14 protein-coding genes are annotated in these 16,417 nt (G+C 62.4%); 6 read left to right on the top strand and 8 right to left on the bottom strand.

What is annotated here, in order from left to right; translation table 11 throughout:
* Complete coding sequence (locus AC56PL_RS08310) at nucleotides 1–747, top strand: succinate dehydrogenase/fumarate reductase iron-sulfur subunit (protein WP_497153502.1); 747 nt, start codon at nucleotides 1–3, stop codon at nucleotides 745–747.
* A gap of 22 nt (nucleotides 748–769) precedes the next feature.
* On the opposite strand, the gene AC56PL_RS08315 is transcribed toward AC56PL_RS08310, so the two are convergent.
* The 4 genes from AC56PL_RS08315 to AC56PL_RS08330 are packed head-to-tail and all read right to left on the bottom strand — an operon-like array spanning nucleotide 770 to nucleotide 3,541.
* Nucleotides 770–1,285 carry a hypothetical protein gene (locus AC56PL_RS08315; protein WP_497153503.1) on the bottom strand — a complete coding sequence of 172 codons (516 nt, stop codon included), beginning with the start codon at nucleotides 1,283–1,285 and terminating at the stop codon, nucleotides 770–772.
* Complete coding sequence (locus tag AC56PL_RS08320; protein WP_497153504.1) at nucleotides 1,282–1,665, bottom strand: hypothetical protein; 384 nt, start codon at nucleotides 1,663–1,665, stop codon at nucleotides 1,282–1,284. Before AC56PL_RS08320 ends, AC56PL_RS08315 begins: the two co-directional genes overlap by 4 nt.
* Nucleotides 1,662–2,240 carry a DUF3558 family protein gene (locus AC56PL_RS08325; RefSeq protein WP_497153505.1) on the bottom strand — a complete coding sequence of 193 codons (579 nt, stop codon included), beginning with the start codon at nucleotides 2,238–2,240 and terminating at the stop codon, nucleotides 1,662–1,664. The genes AC56PL_RS08320 and AC56PL_RS08325 overlap by 4 nt, the downstream gene beginning before the upstream one ends.
* Nucleotides 2,237–3,541 (bottom strand): hypothetical protein, encoded by a 1,305-nt coding sequence (locus AC56PL_RS08330; protein WP_497153506.1) that lies wholly within the window; start codon nucleotides 3,539–3,541, stop codon nucleotides 2,237–2,239. Before AC56PL_RS08330 ends, AC56PL_RS08325 begins: the two co-directional genes overlap by 4 nt.
* 222 nt (nucleotides 3,542–3,763) lie before the next feature.
* On the opposite strand from AC56PL_RS08330, the gene treS reads away from it, so the two are divergent.
* Together treS and AC56PL_RS08340 are read left to right on the top strand one after the other, a co-directional pair.
* Nucleotides 3,764–5,617 (top strand): maltose alpha-D-glucosyltransferase, encoded by a 1,854-nt coding sequence (gene treS, locus AC56PL_RS08335; RefSeq protein ID WP_495515878.1) that lies wholly within the window; start codon nucleotides 3,764–3,766, stop codon nucleotides 5,615–5,617.
* Nucleotides 5,614–6,990: a maltokinase N-terminal cap-like domain-containing protein gene (locus AC56PL_RS08340; protein ID WP_495515879.1), complete on the top strand. Its 1,377-nt coding sequence runs from the start codon at nucleotides 5,614–5,616 to the stop codon at nucleotides 6,988–6,990. Before treS ends, AC56PL_RS08340 begins: the two co-directional genes overlap by 4 nt.
* A gap of 25 nt (nucleotides 6,991–7,015) precedes the next feature.
* Here AC56PL_RS08340 and AC56PL_RS08345 read toward each other — a convergent pair whose 3' ends face one another.
* The gene (locus AC56PL_RS08345) at nucleotides 7,016–7,540 is read right to left on the bottom strand and encodes a 2'-5' RNA ligase family protein (protein WP_495515880.1); all 525 of its coding nucleotides are present in this window, start codon (nucleotides 7,538–7,540) and stop codon (nucleotides 7,016–7,018) included.
* On the bottom strand, nucleotides 7,541–9,871 hold the full coding sequence (locus AC56PL_RS08350) for a molybdopterin-dependent oxidoreductase (RefSeq protein WP_497153507.1): 2,331 nt from the start codon (nucleotides 9,869–9,871) through the stop codon (nucleotides 7,541–7,543).
* 43 nt (nucleotides 9,872–9,914) lie between these two features.
* Here AC56PL_RS08350 and AC56PL_RS08355 point away from each other — a divergent pair, with 43 nt between their 5' ends.
* Entirely contained in the window at nucleotides 9,915–10,979 is a 1,065-nt protein-coding gene (locus AC56PL_RS08355) for an isocitrate/isopropylmalate dehydrogenase family protein (protein ID WP_497153508.1), read from the top strand.
* Between the two features lie 15 nt (nucleotides 10,980–10,994).
* Here AC56PL_RS08355 and AC56PL_RS08360 read toward each other — a convergent pair whose 3' ends face one another.
* Nucleotides 10,995–11,822 (bottom strand): class I SAM-dependent methyltransferase, encoded by an 828-nt coding sequence (locus tag AC56PL_RS08360; protein ID WP_497153509.1) that lies wholly within the window; start codon nucleotides 11,820–11,822, stop codon nucleotides 10,995–10,997.
* 142 nt (nucleotides 11,823–11,964) lie between these two features.
* Between AC56PL_RS08360 and rpsA the strand changes: the two genes are divergently transcribed.
* A complete protein-coding gene (gene rpsA / locus AC56PL_RS08365) occupies nucleotides 11,965–13,464 on the top strand; it encodes a 30S ribosomal protein S1 (protein WP_495515884.1) in 1,500 nt (499 codons plus the stop codon).
* A gap of 55 nt (nucleotides 13,465–13,519) precedes the next feature.
* Here the strand turns inward: rpsA and AC56PL_RS08370 are convergent, their stop codons facing one another.
* Complete coding sequence (locus tag AC56PL_RS08370) at nucleotides 13,520–14,773, bottom strand: serine hydrolase domain-containing protein (RefSeq protein WP_497153510.1); 1,254 nt, start codon at nucleotides 14,771–14,773, stop codon at nucleotides 13,520–13,522.
* Nucleotides 14,774–15,081: 308 nt separating this feature from the next.
* On the opposite strand from AC56PL_RS08370, the gene aztD reads away from it, so the two are divergent.
* Nucleotides 15,082–16,359, top strand: coding sequence for a zinc metallochaperone AztD (aztD, locus tag AC56PL_RS08375; protein ID WP_497153511.1), 1,278 nt, complete (start codon nucleotides 15,082–15,084; stop codon nucleotides 16,357–16,359).
* Nucleotides 16,360–16,417 lie beyond the last annotated feature (58 nt).

The following is a 16,417-nucleotide window of genomic DNA, read 5'->3' on the forward strand; positions in this document are numbered from 1 at the left end:
ATGGGCTATGACGCGAAGTTCCGGGTCTGGCGTGGTGACAGCGAGGACGGTGACCTGCAGGACTACACCGTGCTCGCCAACGACGGTGAGGTGGTGCTCGACATCATCCACCGACTCCAGGCCACGCAGACGCCAGATCTGGCTGTGCGCTGGAACTGCAAGGCCGGTAAGTGCGGTTCGTGTTCGGCGGAGGTCAACGGTCGTCCGAAACTGTTGTGTATGACCAGGATGTCGACATTCACCGAAGACGAGGTCATCACGGTCACCCCGTTGCGCACGTTCCCGGTGATCCGCGATCTGGTCACGGATGTCTCGTTCAACTACGCGAAAGCCCGTGAGATCCAGTCATTCACGCCGCCCGAAGGTCTCGAGGCGGGGGAGTACCGGATGAAACAGGTTGATGTGCAACGGTCGCAGGAGTTCCGCAAGTGCATCGAGTGTTTCCTCTGCCAGGACGTCTGCCACGTCGTCCGCGACCATGAGGAGAACAAGGAGAACTTCGCCGGTCCGCGCTATTTGATGCGGATTGCCGAACTCGACATGCATCCCCTCGATGTGGCCGAGCGGCGAGATTCAGCGCAATCCGAGCACGGGTTGGGCCTGTGCAACATCACCAAATGCTGCACCGAAGTATGTCCCGAACACATCAAGATCACCGACAACGCGCTGATCCCGATGAAAGAACGGGTGGTCGACCGTCAGTACGACCCACTGGTGTGGTTGGGGAACAAGCTCTTTCGCAGGTAGCAGATCAGCTCCCGGTTTTCGGCTACCCCGCGCAAGCGACGTCGGGATGTGACGCGTGGTAGTTCTTCAGTTCTCTAGCAAACTCTTCTTCGGCCTGTTCGTGAATCTCCTGTGCTTCTTTGTCTGTGATGTCCCGCATGGGTTCGGTGGACTCCGCGAGTTCGAAATACCACGCCTTCACCGCTCCCCGTTTACGTAATTCGAGTTCGGCGCTGCGAGCAGCCTCGTCCGTGCAGAACCGAAGGTGGTCGGCGTCCGTGCGATGCGGTTCGGTGTCATCACCGGAATCGACCACAACCGGTGGGAAGTCTCGGTTACGAGCGCTATTGGCCGCGCCTTCAAGATCATCCAGCGACTCCTGCAAGTCGCCCAAGGCACCTTCGAACTCCTCCGGCACGCCGGCGGTCGCCGATATGGCTGCCGCCTCGGCGGCGCTATCGGCGGACGCATCGTTGTTGTCACCTCCCGCATCACATGCGGACGAAAAAGCAACAAGCAGGACCACGGCGACCATCGTCAGGTGCGAGCGGGTGATCATTTCTTGTACTCCGTTTCTGGGTACTGATAGAGGTACTCATTCAGTTCCCGGACAAAATCTTGTTCGACCTGCTTGTAGAGCGCTTGGGTTTCCTCAGCGGTGATCTCCCGCATGGGCTGGTTGCTGCTTGCAAGATCGAAATACCAGGCGGAGACGGATTCCCGCTTCCGGCGGGCGAACTCGGTGTCGCGGATCGACTTGTCGGTGCAGAACAGGTGGTAGTCGTCGGGGCGATGCGGGTTCTCGGTTTTCCGGTCTGTGGTGATCTCCACCGGCGGGAACTGGCGGTTGCGTGCACGAATGGTCGACGTGGCCAGGTTGTCCATCGAACCCTGCAGCTTGCTCAACGCATGGCCGAGGTCATCTTGCGGTCGCATCACCACCCGAGCCTCTCCAAAACCTTTGCGGTCTGCGGTATCGACAGCTGACACAGGTCGGGGTTGTCGGAAGTTCTACGGGGAATTCCCTGAAGATCGAGGCCAAGAACGTAACCCTTGGGAGCCTTTGGTGCGACGACTATTGCGTGACAGCTGCCGCCGTCGGGCATGGTCTGGAAGACGGTCCGGTCGGCAATCGCATAGCTCTCTTCGGAGATCGTGATGAGGGCGTCGATGCTCACGGGTTCGAAGACTGACAATTCGAACCAGCCCCAGCCGTCCTGAACGGGCCACTTGCATCCGGGGAGGCCGAGGTCAGTCGTTTGTGTTGGCCCGTCGGTCACTGTGCCGTCGGTCAGTGGTGCCACGTCTTCAGGTGTGAGTGCATCGCAGATTTCTTGCGGTGACAAGAATTGGCGTGCGTCTTCAGACAAGGTGCTGACGGGAACAGTGAGTCCTGGAACGATCTCCCGGCCGGTCGTTTCGGAGGAATTGCTGCCGCCGTCGTTGCTGGTGCTGCATGCAGATGCGAGGACGACAAATGCCGTCATCACAATGACTTTCGTGTATCTGGTCATTTCGCGTCATTCCACGGTTGGTTGCCGGTACCCATGGTGAACGGCGTGTCGGGCTGATTCACCAGCGCCTGGACGTCGGCTGCGGTCACCAGATCTTCGGCGATTCGCGCCTTGTGCCGGACATCTGCCTCGGCACTGTTGTAATCGTTCACCAGATCGTTGAGAGGCTTGAGCTTTTCGTCGATCGTGCGTTGCACGGCAGCATCCACGTGATCGGTGGTGGACCCGACCGGGTCTGTGCAGAACTCGATGAATGCCTTCAGCGCGTCGATAGAGGTGTTGATGTCGTTCACCATCTGGGAGACTTCCTTGCTGACTTCCGCCAAGAGCGCGGTCACTTCGGCGACGGCGGTGGCCGTTCCGGCGTAAGGGATAATCTTGGCTGCGGCCTTGAGCGCACCTATCCAGGTGTCGACCTTGATCAACCGGGAAAGACCCTCCTTGATGAGGTTGATGGTCGCTCGTGCTGCTTCCTCTAGTTTCTCTGCGGCGATCTCCAGTCCTTGATCGAGTAGCCGGCCGACTGACGCGTTCCACTCCAGGCCACCTGCCATTTTGGTGCTGTAGGCGGTATACGCAATCGCTGCCTCGCCATCCCAGAATTGGTTGACTTCTCTGGTGGACCAGGTCAGATCATTGCCGGCGGTACCGAGTGCTGTTCCCGCTTTGCCGTAGGTACGACCAATACGTTTGAGTTCCAGCCAGTTTCCGGCCAGTGGCTCCAACGCCGCTGTCAGCGGACTCCATCTCACGAGTCGTTCGATGGCTGCGTCCGCGTCGGCCAGCCACCCGGCGGTGTCTTCGATGAGCGCATTCCAGTCGACGCTCTCACTCGGTGGCGGGCTGACATCGACAGGCGTGGCCGGTCGAAAGCCGGCAGCACCGGGAACGTCGGCGACCACATCCCAACGAACGAATCGATCTCGGTTTTCTGCGGTACCCGGTATGGACGACCGCGAGAAAGGTGGTGCGAAGGGAGCCTTGTCGAAGATCTGCTCCTTGGTGTGCTCGAAACCCAACGTGCTGTCGCGCTCGGTACCGGTGTGGTTCCAGGCAGTCTGTTTGAGGCTGACGCTGGTGCCGCGCAACGACTCGGGGAGTGATTCGAGTCGGGTTGCGGTTTCGATGTGCAGCGTGTTGATCGGTGCACTGAGTGCGCTCATCAGGCCGGTGAACTCACCGGTGGCAGCGGTGTGCGTTTTGACCAAGTCGACGGCTTGCGTCACGCCGGTGTTGACCGATAGTACGTAGTTGCCGAGCCCGCTGATCTCGGTCGGCGATGCCTTGAACTGTTCCCCCACAAACGCCCCCCGGCTTGATCGTCGCCCACGGGCGATCGCTGTCGAATTGTTGGTCCTGCCATGTGACGGGTCAGCAGGAACTTTGGTTCCGCCCGCGGACTGTGGATGACGGCCGCTTGTGTGGACGAACGCGATCCGCGATGTTCGCACAGCGGGCCAACTCCGGCAGCAGCCCGTAGGGTTGGAAACGGAACATCGCCGAGTGAGACAACCGAGGTTCGCATGCCCCTGGAGAATCAGCCGGACTCATCGCGACCGCCGCTGGACCTGTCTGAGGCTGAGCACACAGCCGACGGACATCTGGTCGAGGCGCAGTCCGATGACTTCGATCACGCGAAGCCGTTGCGTGTAGACAATGAGTGGTTCAAGAAGGCCGTGTTCTACGAGGTGCTCGTTCGCGCCTTCAACGACTCGAACAACGACGGAGTCGGAGATCTACGCGGTTTGACCGACAAGCTCGACTATCTGTCATGGCTGGGTGTCGATTGCCTGTGGCTGCCGCCGTTCTACGATTCACCGTTGCGCGACGGCGGCTATGACATCCGGGATTTCCGGACCGTCCTACCCGAGTTCGGGACGGTCGACGACTTTGTCGAGTTGCTCGACCAGGCGCACCGTCGTGGGATCCGCATCATCACCGACCTGGTGATGAACCATACGTCCGACAGCCACCTGTGGTTCCAGGAGTCACGCTCCGATCCGGAGGGCCCGTACGGCGACTACTACGTCTGGGCCGACGACGATTCGAGATATCCGGATGCGCGTGTCATCTTCGTCGACACCGAGATCTCCAACTGGACGTGGGATCCGGTTCGCGGGCAATACTATTGGCACCGTTTCTTCTCGCATCAGCCCGACCTGAACTACGACAATCCCGAGGTCGCCGAAGCAATGATCGATGTGTTGCGGTTCTGGCTCGACCTCGGGATCGACGGGTTCCGGCTCGACGCGGTGCCGTACCTGTTCGAGCGGGATGAGACCAACTGCGAGAACCTCAGTGAGACACACCAGTTCCTCAAACGCTGCCGCAAGGTTGTCGATGACGAATACCCCGGACGAGTCCTTCTGGCCGAGGCAAATCAGTGGCCTGCCGATGTGGTCGAGTACTTCGGCGAATCGGAGGTCGGCGACGAATGCCATATGGCGTTCCACTTCCCGCTGATGCCAAGGATTTTCATGGCGGTCCGCAGGCAGAACCGATTCCCGATCTCGGAGATCCTCGAACAGACGCCGCCGATTCCGAAGTCGGCCCAATGGGCCATCTTCCTGCGCAATCACGATGAGTTGACGCTGGAGATGGTCACCGACGAAGAGCGTGACTACATGTACGCCGAGTACGCCAAAGACCCACGGATGAAGGCCAACATCGGGATTCGGCGCAGACTTGCGCCGTTGCTCGACAACGACCGAAACCAGCTGGAACTGTTCACCGCGTTGTTGCTCAGCTTGCCGGGATCTCCGATGCTCTACTACGGAGACGAGATCGGTATGGGCGACAACATCTGGCTGGGCGACCGGGACTCGGTGCGTACCCCCATGCAGTGGACACCTGACCGCAATGCCGGCTTCTCGCGGACCGATCCGGCGAGGATGTACCTGCCGGTCATCATGGATCCGACCTATGGATTCCAGGCGCTGAATGTCGAAGCACAGATGTATTCGACCAACACGCTGCTGCATTGGACGCGGCGCATGATCGAAGTGCGCAAACAACATCCGGCCTTCGGGCTGGGGACCTTCACCGAACTGGGCAACAACAATCCGTCGGTGCTCACCTATCTGCGGGAGCTGGCGCCGTCGGCCGAGGAGCGTCGTTCCAGCGACGTCATCCTCTGCGTCAACAACCTCTCCCGCTTCCCGCAGGCCGTGATCATGGACCTGTCGATGTTCGACGGCCGGATCCCGGTGGAGCTGACCGGGTCGATACCATTTCCGAAAATCGATTCCGCGTCCTACATGGTGACGCTCCCTGGCCACGGATTCTATTGGTTTGCGTTGCAGCCGGACCCGACTGATACCGGGGTTCCCCAGGGATATCCACTCAGCAGCGAAGCAGAGGCGGCGGTCCAAACATGACTGTGAACTTGCCCGATGATCAGGAGTTGGCCACCGGATTGACGCAGTGGCTCCCGCAGCAGCGGTGGTTCTCGGCGAAAGACCGCCAAATAGTGGCGGTGCGGTTGATCATGCGGGTTCCATTGGCTGCCGACGACGGTTACGCGGCCGAATACGTGTTGGTCTCTGTCGAATTCAGTTCTGGTCCCGACCTGCGATTCCAAGTCCCGCTCGGGTATCGCACGCACCTGTCGGAACCGCTGCTGACGTGGGCGGTGACCGATCCGGTGCCGGAGGGGGCGAGCGCCTACGACGGGTTGCAGGATCCGGACCTGACCGGCCGCCTCCTGACCGCGCTGGCCACCGACGAGCGGATCGGACCCTTGCGATTCGAGACCTTGCCCGGTGGTGTTGTCGACTCAGAGGCGCCCGGTCGGGTCATGAGTGCCGAGCAGTCCAACACGTCGGTGGTCTTCGGGGAGTCCTTGCTGTTCAAGATATTCCGGCAACTCGAGGTCGGGATCAATCCTGACGTGGAACTGCACCGCGCCCTGAGTGAAGTCGGGTGCAAGCACGTGGCCGAGCTACGCGGCTGGATCGAAGCAGATATCGATGGCGAACCGACGACGTTGGCCATGGCGCAGGAGTTCGTCGACAACGCCGCCGACGGGTGGAGCATGGCGCTGATCAGTGTGCGTGATCTGTTCACCGAGGCCGACCTGCATGCAGCTGAGTTGGGAAGCGACTTCGCCGCTGATGCCGAGCGACTCGGTGCGGCACTGGCACACGTGCATGCGGATCTGGCCCGGAGCCTGGGCGTGAGTGAGCGCAATGGCAACGACTCGGTGATCGGTGACATGCGGGCACGATTGAACGCCGCGGCCGTATCGATTCCGCAACTGGACGAACTGCGCGAGCCGGTGTCGGCGGTATTCGACCAGGCCGCCGACGCAGGCCCGACACCTGTGCAGCGAATCCACGGCGATCTGCATCTCGGTCAGGTTCTGCGAACACCGTTGACCTGGTTGCTGATCGATTTCGAAGGTGAGCCACTCAAGTCGGTGGCCGAACGCCGATTGCCCGACAGCCCGTTGCGCGATGTGGCGGGCATGCTCCGGTCGTTCGACTACGCCGGACACCATCTCCTTGGCGAGGCAACGCCGGGGCGCACCGGGCAACGCGAGTTCCGTGCCTGGGAATGGGTCGAACGCAACTCGTCGGCATTCTGCGACGGGTATGCCGCCGTGACCGGTGAGGATCCCCGCGCGCATTCCGCGTTACTGCGGGCCTACGAACTCGACAAGGCGGTCTATGAAGCGGTGTACGAGGCGCGTCACCGCCCGGCGTGGCTGCCGTTGCCGTTGAATGCGATTGAGCGACTGGTCGCCGTGTGATGCCCCATCCGGAGATCGGCGGGCGTCAGATCAGTCCGAACTCTTGACGGGTGTCGCCGTTCCAGCGCCGCAGGCCCGCGACATGTGCGGTGAACACCTCCGGGTCGTCGCCGATGGCTCGCACGATGTGTCCGAGCTGACCTGGCAGTAGCCGGCGGGCGAGCGTGATGTGCGGTGTCCAGCCGTCCGGTTGGATGTGCGGCAGCAGCCGTCCGCCGATATGTGGTCGGGTCGTGGCAAATACCCGGGCATGCAGACCCAAGAGACGTTCGGATGGGACCACCAGGCGGGCGGCGGTACCGCGGCGACCCCAAAACAGCAGGAGGGCCCCGACATTGACGGGTAGCCCGACAACATCTCCGATCGCGCCGAGCTCATCATCGACGGCAGCGTCGATCGAGTCCGCCGCGACAAGGGTGACGTGCGGCCGATTGGACGTCGACCGGATGTTGCCCTGGCTCGGCAGTCCGGCCTCAGCTATCTTCTGCCACTGCTGTCCGATGGCGGTGTTGGTGGCCTCATCGAAGATGAGCTCGATCGAGTGCGCCATTCAGCGCCGGCTCCACTGCTTCTGGTCGTGAGCGGTGACCGTTGGAACATCGCCGCGATAGACCTCGATCTCGACTCGGACGAGTTGTCCGGTTGATCCCTGTGACAACCGGGAGGTGCCGACGTCGCGGGTGAGGACATTGGGATTGCCGTGCACACAGTCGGCGATGTCGGGTGCGCTGTAGTCGAACCAGGCGCCCGTGGACAACTGCGCAATGTTCGGTGTGACCCGGTTGTCGATGACCGCGCCTGCCAGCATCTGAGCGGTCTGGCTGCGGACCAGAACCAGATCACCATCGGAGATGGAACGCGAGGCGGCGTCGTCGGGGTGGATGCGGATCGGCTCTCGGCCTTGCACTTTCGATGCGGTGCTGTAGGCGCCGTGATCGAGTTGGCTGTGCAGTCGCGTTTTCGGATTGTTCGCGATCAGGCAGATCGGGTACGCGCCGCAGCCGAGTCCGTCGGCCTCTGGTGGAGCGAGCCAGGCCGGGTGCGGCGGGCAGTCGTCGTAGCCGAAGCCGGCGATGGTGTCCGAGAAGATCTCGATCCGGCCACTGGGGGTGGGCAGCGGATGCGCGATGGGATCGCTGCGAAACTCTTGGTAGAGAGTGTGTTCGGTGTCTGCGCCAGAAAGCTCGAGTCTGCCCTTCTCCCAGAATTCGGCGAAGTTCTCCGGCGGGGTGTGTTCCGCGGGTGTGGCGCGACGCCAATCCTCGTACATCTTCTCGAGCCACCCGGGTTCATCGAGATTCTCGGTGAAGGCATCGAAGACGCCGAGACGTTTGCTGAGCTGGGCAAGGATGTCGAAGTCGCTCATCGACTCGCCAACCGGTTGGGTCACCTGCCGCATCGCGATCATGGTCTGGTCGTACCGTCCGCAGCCGATGTCGTTGCGCTCGAGCGTGGTGGTCACCGGGAACACGATGTCTGCGTGGCGTGCGGTTGCCGTCCAGAAGGGTTCGTGCACGATGACGGTCTCCGGTTTCTGGAAGGCGCGCCGGAGCCGGACCAGATCCTGGTGGTGGTGGAACGGATTGCCGCCGGCCCAGTAGACCAACTTGGTGTCGGGATAAACCTTGGTCTGCCCGTTGAACTCGTAGCTCTCGCCGGGGTGGAGCAGCAAGTCGGCGATGCGCGCCACCGGGATGAACTCGTCCACCGGGTTTGCGCCTTGGAAGAACGTCGGCAGTGAATAGGGGAGTTTGGCCGCACCCATGCCGCCGGTCGAGCCGTAACCGTGTCCGAAACCGCCTCCGGGAAGGCCGATTTGACCGAGGAATGCAGCCAGTGCGATGGAAGCCCACAAGGGCTGCTCGCCATAGGTGGCTCTCTGCAAGGACCACGACGTGGTCACCATCGTGCGCTTGGATGCCATCCGTCGGGCCAGTTCGGCGATCGAAGCGGGATCCATGCCGCAAAGTTCTGCCGCCCACCGCGGGTCCTTGACGACACCGTCGGGTTCGCCGCGCAGATAGTCGGCGAACCGCTCGAAGCCCACGCAGTGGCGGTCGAGAAAGTCGCGGTCGCAGAGGTTTTCGTCGAGCAGTACCCAGCACAGTGCCAGCATCAGTGCCGTGTCGCCTGCCGGAGTGATGGCAATCCACTCGTCGTGCTCCGCCAGCGCCAGGTCGTCGGCGAGCGGACCGATCAACACGAACTGTGCACCGTTGTCGTGTGCGGCATCGATGGCGCCGCGCACCATGTGCTTGCTGATGCCGCCGCCGTTGATCTGGAAGTTCTTGGCGGGGATGCCACCGAAACACACAAAGAGTTCGGTGTGTTCGCTCATCACCTGCCACGTGGTCGGGTTGTACAGTGGAGCCTCGCTCCCGACGATGTGCGGGAGCAGCACACTCGATGCACCGTGGCTATAGCTGTGCACCGATCGGGTATATCCGCCGAGGCAGTTCAGGAAGCGATGTATCTGACTCTGCGCGTGGTGAAATCGGCCCGCACTGGCCCACCCGTACGAGCCTCCGAAGATTGCGCGGTTGCCGAAGGTGTCGCGCACGCGCTCCAACTCGCGAGCCGCCAGGTCGAGCGCGTGATCCCAGGTCACCTCGACGAAATCGTCGTCACCGCGAGCACCGTCGGCGCCGGGTCCGTTGTTCAGCCATTGGCGGCGAACATACGGGTGCAGGATCCGGGCGCCGGTGTCGAGCGACGCGGGGATGTTTCCCAGAAGAGGCGATGGATCGGGGTCGGCGGAGTCCGGTTCGACACGCAATACATCGCCGTCGACAGAAGCAGTGAAGACACCCCAGTGTGAACTGTTGGTCGCTCCCGAACCTTTGACCCATGCCGATCTTTTGACCGATGCTTCGTCAGGCATGTCCCTCAGTGTTACAGCTCCGTCGTCTGGAAGCATTGTCGCCATGATGCAGCGTTATCGGATCGGACTGATCAACGGTGACGGGATCGGTCCCGAAGTCGTCCCGGCGGCCGCGCGCATCACCGAGGCCGCACTGGCAAATCTGGACCGTGCGGTCGAATGGGTACCCCTGGACATCGGCCGCGCGGCGATCGAGTCCGTGGGTCAGGCAATCCCCGAACAGACACTGTCCGCGCTGGATGAGCTGGACATGTGGATTCTCGGGCCCCACGATTCGGCGGGCTATCCAGCCGAGCATCGCACCGGTCTGACACCGGGTGCGGTGATCCGAAAGCGCTTCGATCTCTACGCCAATATTCGTCCCGCAGTGGCTTATCCGGGGGTACCGGCGGTGAGTCCGCAGATGGATCTGATCATCGTGCGCGAAAACAGCGAGGGGCTCTACGCCGACCGGAACATGGCGCGCGGGACAGGGGAGTTCATGCCGACACCCGACGTCGCCCTCTCGGTCGGCGTCGTCACCCGGACGGCGACCGAACGAATAGCGGTGTCCGCGTTCGAGCTTGCGATGACGCGGCGCAAGCTGGTGACGATCGTGCACAAGGCCAACGTGCTGACGATGACCACCGGACTGTTCCGTGACGTCTGCCTGCAGGTCGGGGAGCAGTACCCACAGGTGCAGATCACCGAGCAGCACGTCGATGCCATGGCCGCGCACCTGGTGCGGCGCGGACACGAGTTCGACGTGGTGGTCACCGAAAATCTCTTCGGCGACATCCTGTCGGACCTCGCCGCCGAACTCGCGGGGTCACTGGGCCTGGCGGCCTCGATCAACAGTTCCGCGACCAAGGTGATGGCCCAGGCCGCCCACGGCGCAGCGCCCGACATCGCCGGGCGTGGCATCGCAAATCCGGTGGGCATCATCGGGTCGGCCGCGATGATGCTGGATTGGCAGGCGGCCCGATCCGGTGACAACAACCTTTCCGACGCCGCCACCCGTATTCGGGAAGCTGTCGGATCAGCGTTGTCGCAAGGCGTTGCCACCGGTGATCTCGGCGGTTCTGCCACCACCACCGAGTTCACCGAGGTCGTACTGGGCTCGATCTGACTCCGCGGGCCGCGGTCAGGGCTTTCTGCAACAGAAGATGGCGGTGCCCGGAAAATGCTGCCCGCGAAGCGGACTCCATTGACCCCACTCCCGGTCGAAGCCCTCCGGCCACTCCGGCTCGATGAGGTCGTCGAGAATCAAACCGGCCGCCCGGATCTCCCGGATCCGATCGCCGACGGTTCGGTGGTGTTCGACGTACGACACTGTCCCGTCGTCTTCGGTCTCCACATACGGCGTGCGGTCGAAGTAGGAGAGCATCACCGTCAGTCCGGCAGGCCCCGGATCGTCCGGGAACATCCACCGCATCGGATGGTTCACCGAGAAGACCCACTTGCCGCCCGGCTTGAGTACCCGCGCCACCTCGGCCATCACCCCTGCGGAGTCCGCAACAAAGGGCACAGCCCCGAATGCCGAGCAGACCGTGTCGAACACCTCGTCGCGGAAGGGGAGTTGTTCGGCGCCTGCCTGGACCAGTGGCGGCTGTGGACCGCCGCGCGCCATCGCCATCTGACCCCGGCGCAGCATCTCCCGCGACAGGTCGAGGCCCACCGCGTGGGCGCCCTGCCCGGTGAGCCATCGACTGCACGGCGCCGACCCACAACCGATCTCGAGAACGGTTTTTCCGGTAACGTCACCGAGTAGGTGAACGTCCTCTTCACGGAGCCCTTCGGGGCACCAGACGAAGTCGCCGGCCTCGCTGCCGGCTCCGAGGAATTCACCGTGGCTGACGTGATATTCGTCGGCGTCGGCGTCCCACCAGCGACGATTCGCTGCGGCGCTCGTCTGCGAGTCCACGGAGCCGCGCAACAACGGGTGCGAATCGCCGGTATTTGCCCAGGCCACCGGGCCTGGCGTATCCTCAACCACGCGCGTGCCTGAGCTCGTGTGGTTCTACATGCCGATCACTTTGCAGTGATCCGTGTCGTTCCAGCAATATCTGCATTATCTGTCCCTACAACCCAACCTGTCCGGAGCCATCTAACATATGCCGTCCACGACCATTACCTCGCCGCAAGTAGCCATTAACGATATTGGCTCGGCTGAGGATTTTCTTGCTGCCATCGATGCAACTATCAAGTACTTCAATGATGGCGACATCGTCGAGGGCACCATCGTCAAGGTTGACCGTGACGAAGTGCTGCTCGACATCGGTTACAAAACCGAGGGAGTGATCCCGTCCCGCGAATTGTCCATCAAGCACGACGTCGACCCCAGCGAGGTCGTCAGCGTCGGTGACGCGGTGGAAGCACTCGTCCTCACCAAGGAGGACAAAGAGGGTCGGTTGATCCTGTCCAAGAAGCGCGCTCAGTACGAGCGGGCGTGGGGCACCATCGAAGAGCTCAAGGAAAAGGACGAGGCCGTCAAGGGCACCGTCATCGAGGTCGTCAAGGGCGGCCTGATCCTGGACATCGGTCTGCGTGGATTCCTCCCCGCATCGCTGGTGGAGATGCGTCGAGTGCGCGATCTGCAGCCGTACATCGGCAAGGAGATCGAAGCCAAGATCATCGAGCTGGACAAGAACCGGAACAATGTCGTCCTCTCGCGCCGTGCATGGCTCGAGCAGACCCAGTCCGAGGTCCGCAGCGAGTTCCTGCACCAGCTGCAGAAGGGCCAGGTCCGCAAGGGCGTCGTGTCCTCGATCGTCAACTTCGGTGCATTCGTCGATCTCGGCGGAGTCGACGGCCTGGTTCACGTCTCCGAGCTGTCTTGGAAGCACATCGATCACCCGTCCGAGGTTGTCGCAGTCGGCGACGAGGTCACCGTCGAGGTTCTCGACGTCGATCTGGACCGCGAGCGCGTTTCGCTGTCGCTCAAGGCCACCCAGGAAGATCCGTGGCGCCAGTTCGCTCGCACCCACGCCATCGGCCAGATCGTGCCCGGCAAGGTCACGAAGCTGGTTCCGTTCGGTGCATTCGTGCGGGTCGAAGAGGGGATCGAAGGCCTCGTCCACATCTCGGAGCTGGCCGAGCGCCACGTCGAGGTGCCGGATCAGGTTGTCGCCGTTGGTGACGACGCGATGGTCAAGGTCATTGATATCGACCTCGAGCGTCGCCGGATCTCGCTGAGCCTCAAGCAGGCCAACGAGGACTACACCGAAGAGTTCGACCCCTCGAAGTACGGCATGGCCGACAGCTACGACGAGCAGGGCAACTACATCTTCCCCGAGGGCTTCGATTCCGAGACCAACGAATGGCTCGACGGATTCGACAAGCAGCGGGAAGTGTGGGAGTCGCGCTACGCCGAGGCAGAACGCCGCCACAAGATGCACACCACTCAGATGGAGAAGTTCGCCGCTGCCGCCGAGGCCGCTGCCAACGCTCCGACTGATTACTCGTCGGATTCGGCTGACAAGGGTGGTGACGACGCTGCAACCACAACGGCATCGTCGACCTCGTCCTCGTCTTCCGCTCCGAAGAGCGGTGGCTCGCTGGCCAGCGACGAGCAGCTCGCTGCTCTGCGCGAAAAGCTTTCGGGCAACGCCTGATAGAGCTGTAACTCAAACCGCCCCCGGCCTTTCGGTCGGGGGCGGTTTGTTTTGTTCAGCCGCCGCCGGTGTCTTCGGCTGCATCGTCTATGTCCCCGCCGGTGTCTTCGGTAGGCCCGGCGTATACGTACGGGATCAGCGACTTGGCGACCATCGCGGCCGGCGGTAGCCCGTCGGGGGTGGGGGCCAGGTTGCCCCAGACCACCATCGTCACGTCGTTGACCGGGTCGTAGCCCATGAACGAGTTGTACCCGGGCATCTCGCCGATGTGCCCGAGCAGCGGTCCCATCTGTGCGATGCCGTAGCCGTATCCCGAGCTCGCCGGGTCATCGGGGTCAGAGGGTTCGATGCTGTTCATTCGCAGCTGTTGGGTTTTTGCATCGAGCAACCGGCCGCTGCCCAAGGCCTCCACCCAGATCGCCAGGTCGTTGGCGCTCGAGATGCCCTGTCCTGCGGCCCACGTCCACGAGGGATTGTCGTTGGTGGTGACCCTCGGCTGGACCGTGCCCGCCTCGATCGCTGCCAGGCGCTCGGGTGGAAGAGACTCCTTGCCTTCGTTCAGGGTTTCGACGTTCCCGCTGTACGAGTATCCGCTGACATACGGCACCGGGATCGCGGTGTCGGTGCCGGCGGGAAATGACGTTCCTGTCATGCCGAGTTCGGAGAAGAACCGGTCCTGGAAGATCTGTGCGATCGGCTTGCCGTCGAGTTCCTCGGCGATCAGTCCGAGTAGGACGGTGTTCGTGTTGGAGTAGTGGTACTCCGTGCCGGGAGCCGAATACGGCGGGTTGGCGAACGCGAGGGCCAGCAGCTCTTCAGGCGTCCAGACCCGTTGGGTGTCGTCGTCGAGGGCCGTGTTCAGTTCGAGTGTCGCGGTGTAGTTGTAGAGCCCGCTTCGCATGTCGAGCAGTTGGCCGATGGTGATGTTCTCCCCGTTCGGGACATCTGGCCGGTATTTGCTGACCGGATCGTCCACCGAGATCTTGCCTTCCTGGACCATCTGCATGATGGCGGTACCGGTCCAGGTCTTGGTGTTCGAGCCGACGCGAACCCTGGTGTCGACGGTGGGTTTGTCGGTGGAGTCGATTCCGAGTGTGCCCCACGCGTTTGTGTAGTCACCCTGAGGTGTCCGGATCAGCACCAGCATGCCGATTTCATGGAACTCGGTGGCAAGTCCGTCGACCACTTCGTCCATGGCAGCGGTGTCGAGCGGCAGGAGCGCGTTGTTCGACGTCGAACTTCTCGTGGTCGATGAGGTGTCGGCATCCGATGTGCAGGCGGTGCCCACCAGTGCGGTTGTGAGGATCATGACGACTGCGACGGATTGTCCCGACCGGCGGGTTCTACGATGACCGTCCTTGGTGGTCAACAGATTCGGTGAGAACATTGTGCTCGCTTCCGGTGTGCCGATCGCACAGAGGAAACCGGATCCATCCGGGCGACAGGGTTGTTCGGTAGAGCTACGGGGGGCCGCGACGGGCCGCTCGGGAATCCAGCACGCGCCGATCCCGCCAGGCGGGACGCTCCGTGTGGGGTAGTGCGACGGTACCCCTCGATTGCAACTGCAGGACGCGGTTACGCCAAGGAGCCGAGCCATGCAAACATTGCTTTTTGACAATGATTATCATTAAGGCGGACGATTCGGGTGTGAAAAATACTCTCGCCGTCCGATTTATCACCGTCTTCTGTGCTGGGGGTCTGCTTGTCGCCTGTGGAACCGACGGCGACACCGCAGCCACCTCGTCGGCTGCCGAGAAACCCTCCGGGAGCGCGGGTGCCGGTTCTGAACCCGTCGAACAGACCTCGGCCACCCGGCGGCTGGCATTCACTCACGATGACGGCATCGTGATCATCGATGCAGACGATCTCGAGCCGGTCGGCGACATTGCGGCACAGGGATTCATCCGCCTGAATCCGGCCGGCGACGGCCGCCACGTGTTCGTGTCCCGGCCCGACGGGTTCGGCGTCCTCGACATGGGCACGTGGACCCGCCAACATGGCGATCACGGGCACCACTACACGGCACAGCCGACGATGACGGGGCTGACATTCGGCGGGGAAGAGCCGGGACACGTTGTGTCACATGATGATCGGATCACATTGTTCTCTGACGGCACCGGAGAAATCGATGTGGTTGCCCCCGCAGAACTGTCGCGGGGCAAGGCGAAGACGGAAAAATATCAGGTACCGGCGCATCACGGGGTCGCCGTGGCGCGTGCCGATGGCACTCTGGTGACAACCGTCGGTACCGAAGAATCCCGCAGTGGAATCCAGATTCTCGGACCCGACGACTCGGTGCTCGCGAGCACCGATCAATGTCCCGGTGTCCATGGTGAGGCCATCGCCGCCGGTACAACACTCGCATTTGGATGCCAAGATGGCCTCCTGGTGGTGCAGGGCAACAACATCCAGAAGCTCACCAGCCCGGACAGTTACGGGCGGATCGGCAATCAGGCAGGCACCGAAGCGTCGCCGGTGGTCCTCGGGGACTACAAGGTGGACTCCGATGCCGAGCTCGAACGTCCGACCCGGATCAGTCTGGCCAACACGCAAACCGCTGAACTGCGACTCGTCGAGTTGGGTACCAGCTACAGCTTCCGATCACTGGCCCGCGGACCACGGGGTGAGGCGCTGGTCCTGGGCACCGATGGTGACATCCACGTGATCGACCCCGCCTCGGGCACCACGATCAAACGGATCGAGGTCATCGAGGACTGGGCCGAGCCCATCGAGTGGCAGGCGCCGCGCCCGACGCTGTTTGTCATGGAGTCGACCGCCTACGTCACCGATCCGGCGAACAGCAGGATCGTCGCGGTGGATCTCGCCAGCGGCGACATCACCGCGCAGAACGAGTTTGCCGCGGTTCCCAACGAGCTGACCGGAGTCACGGGTTAGACCAATTGTTTGATCGTCCACCCGCGAACGGTTCCGGCCCCGCCGATATTCGTCGGAC

It is taken from the genome of Williamsia sp. Y721, from assembly GCF_059683565.1.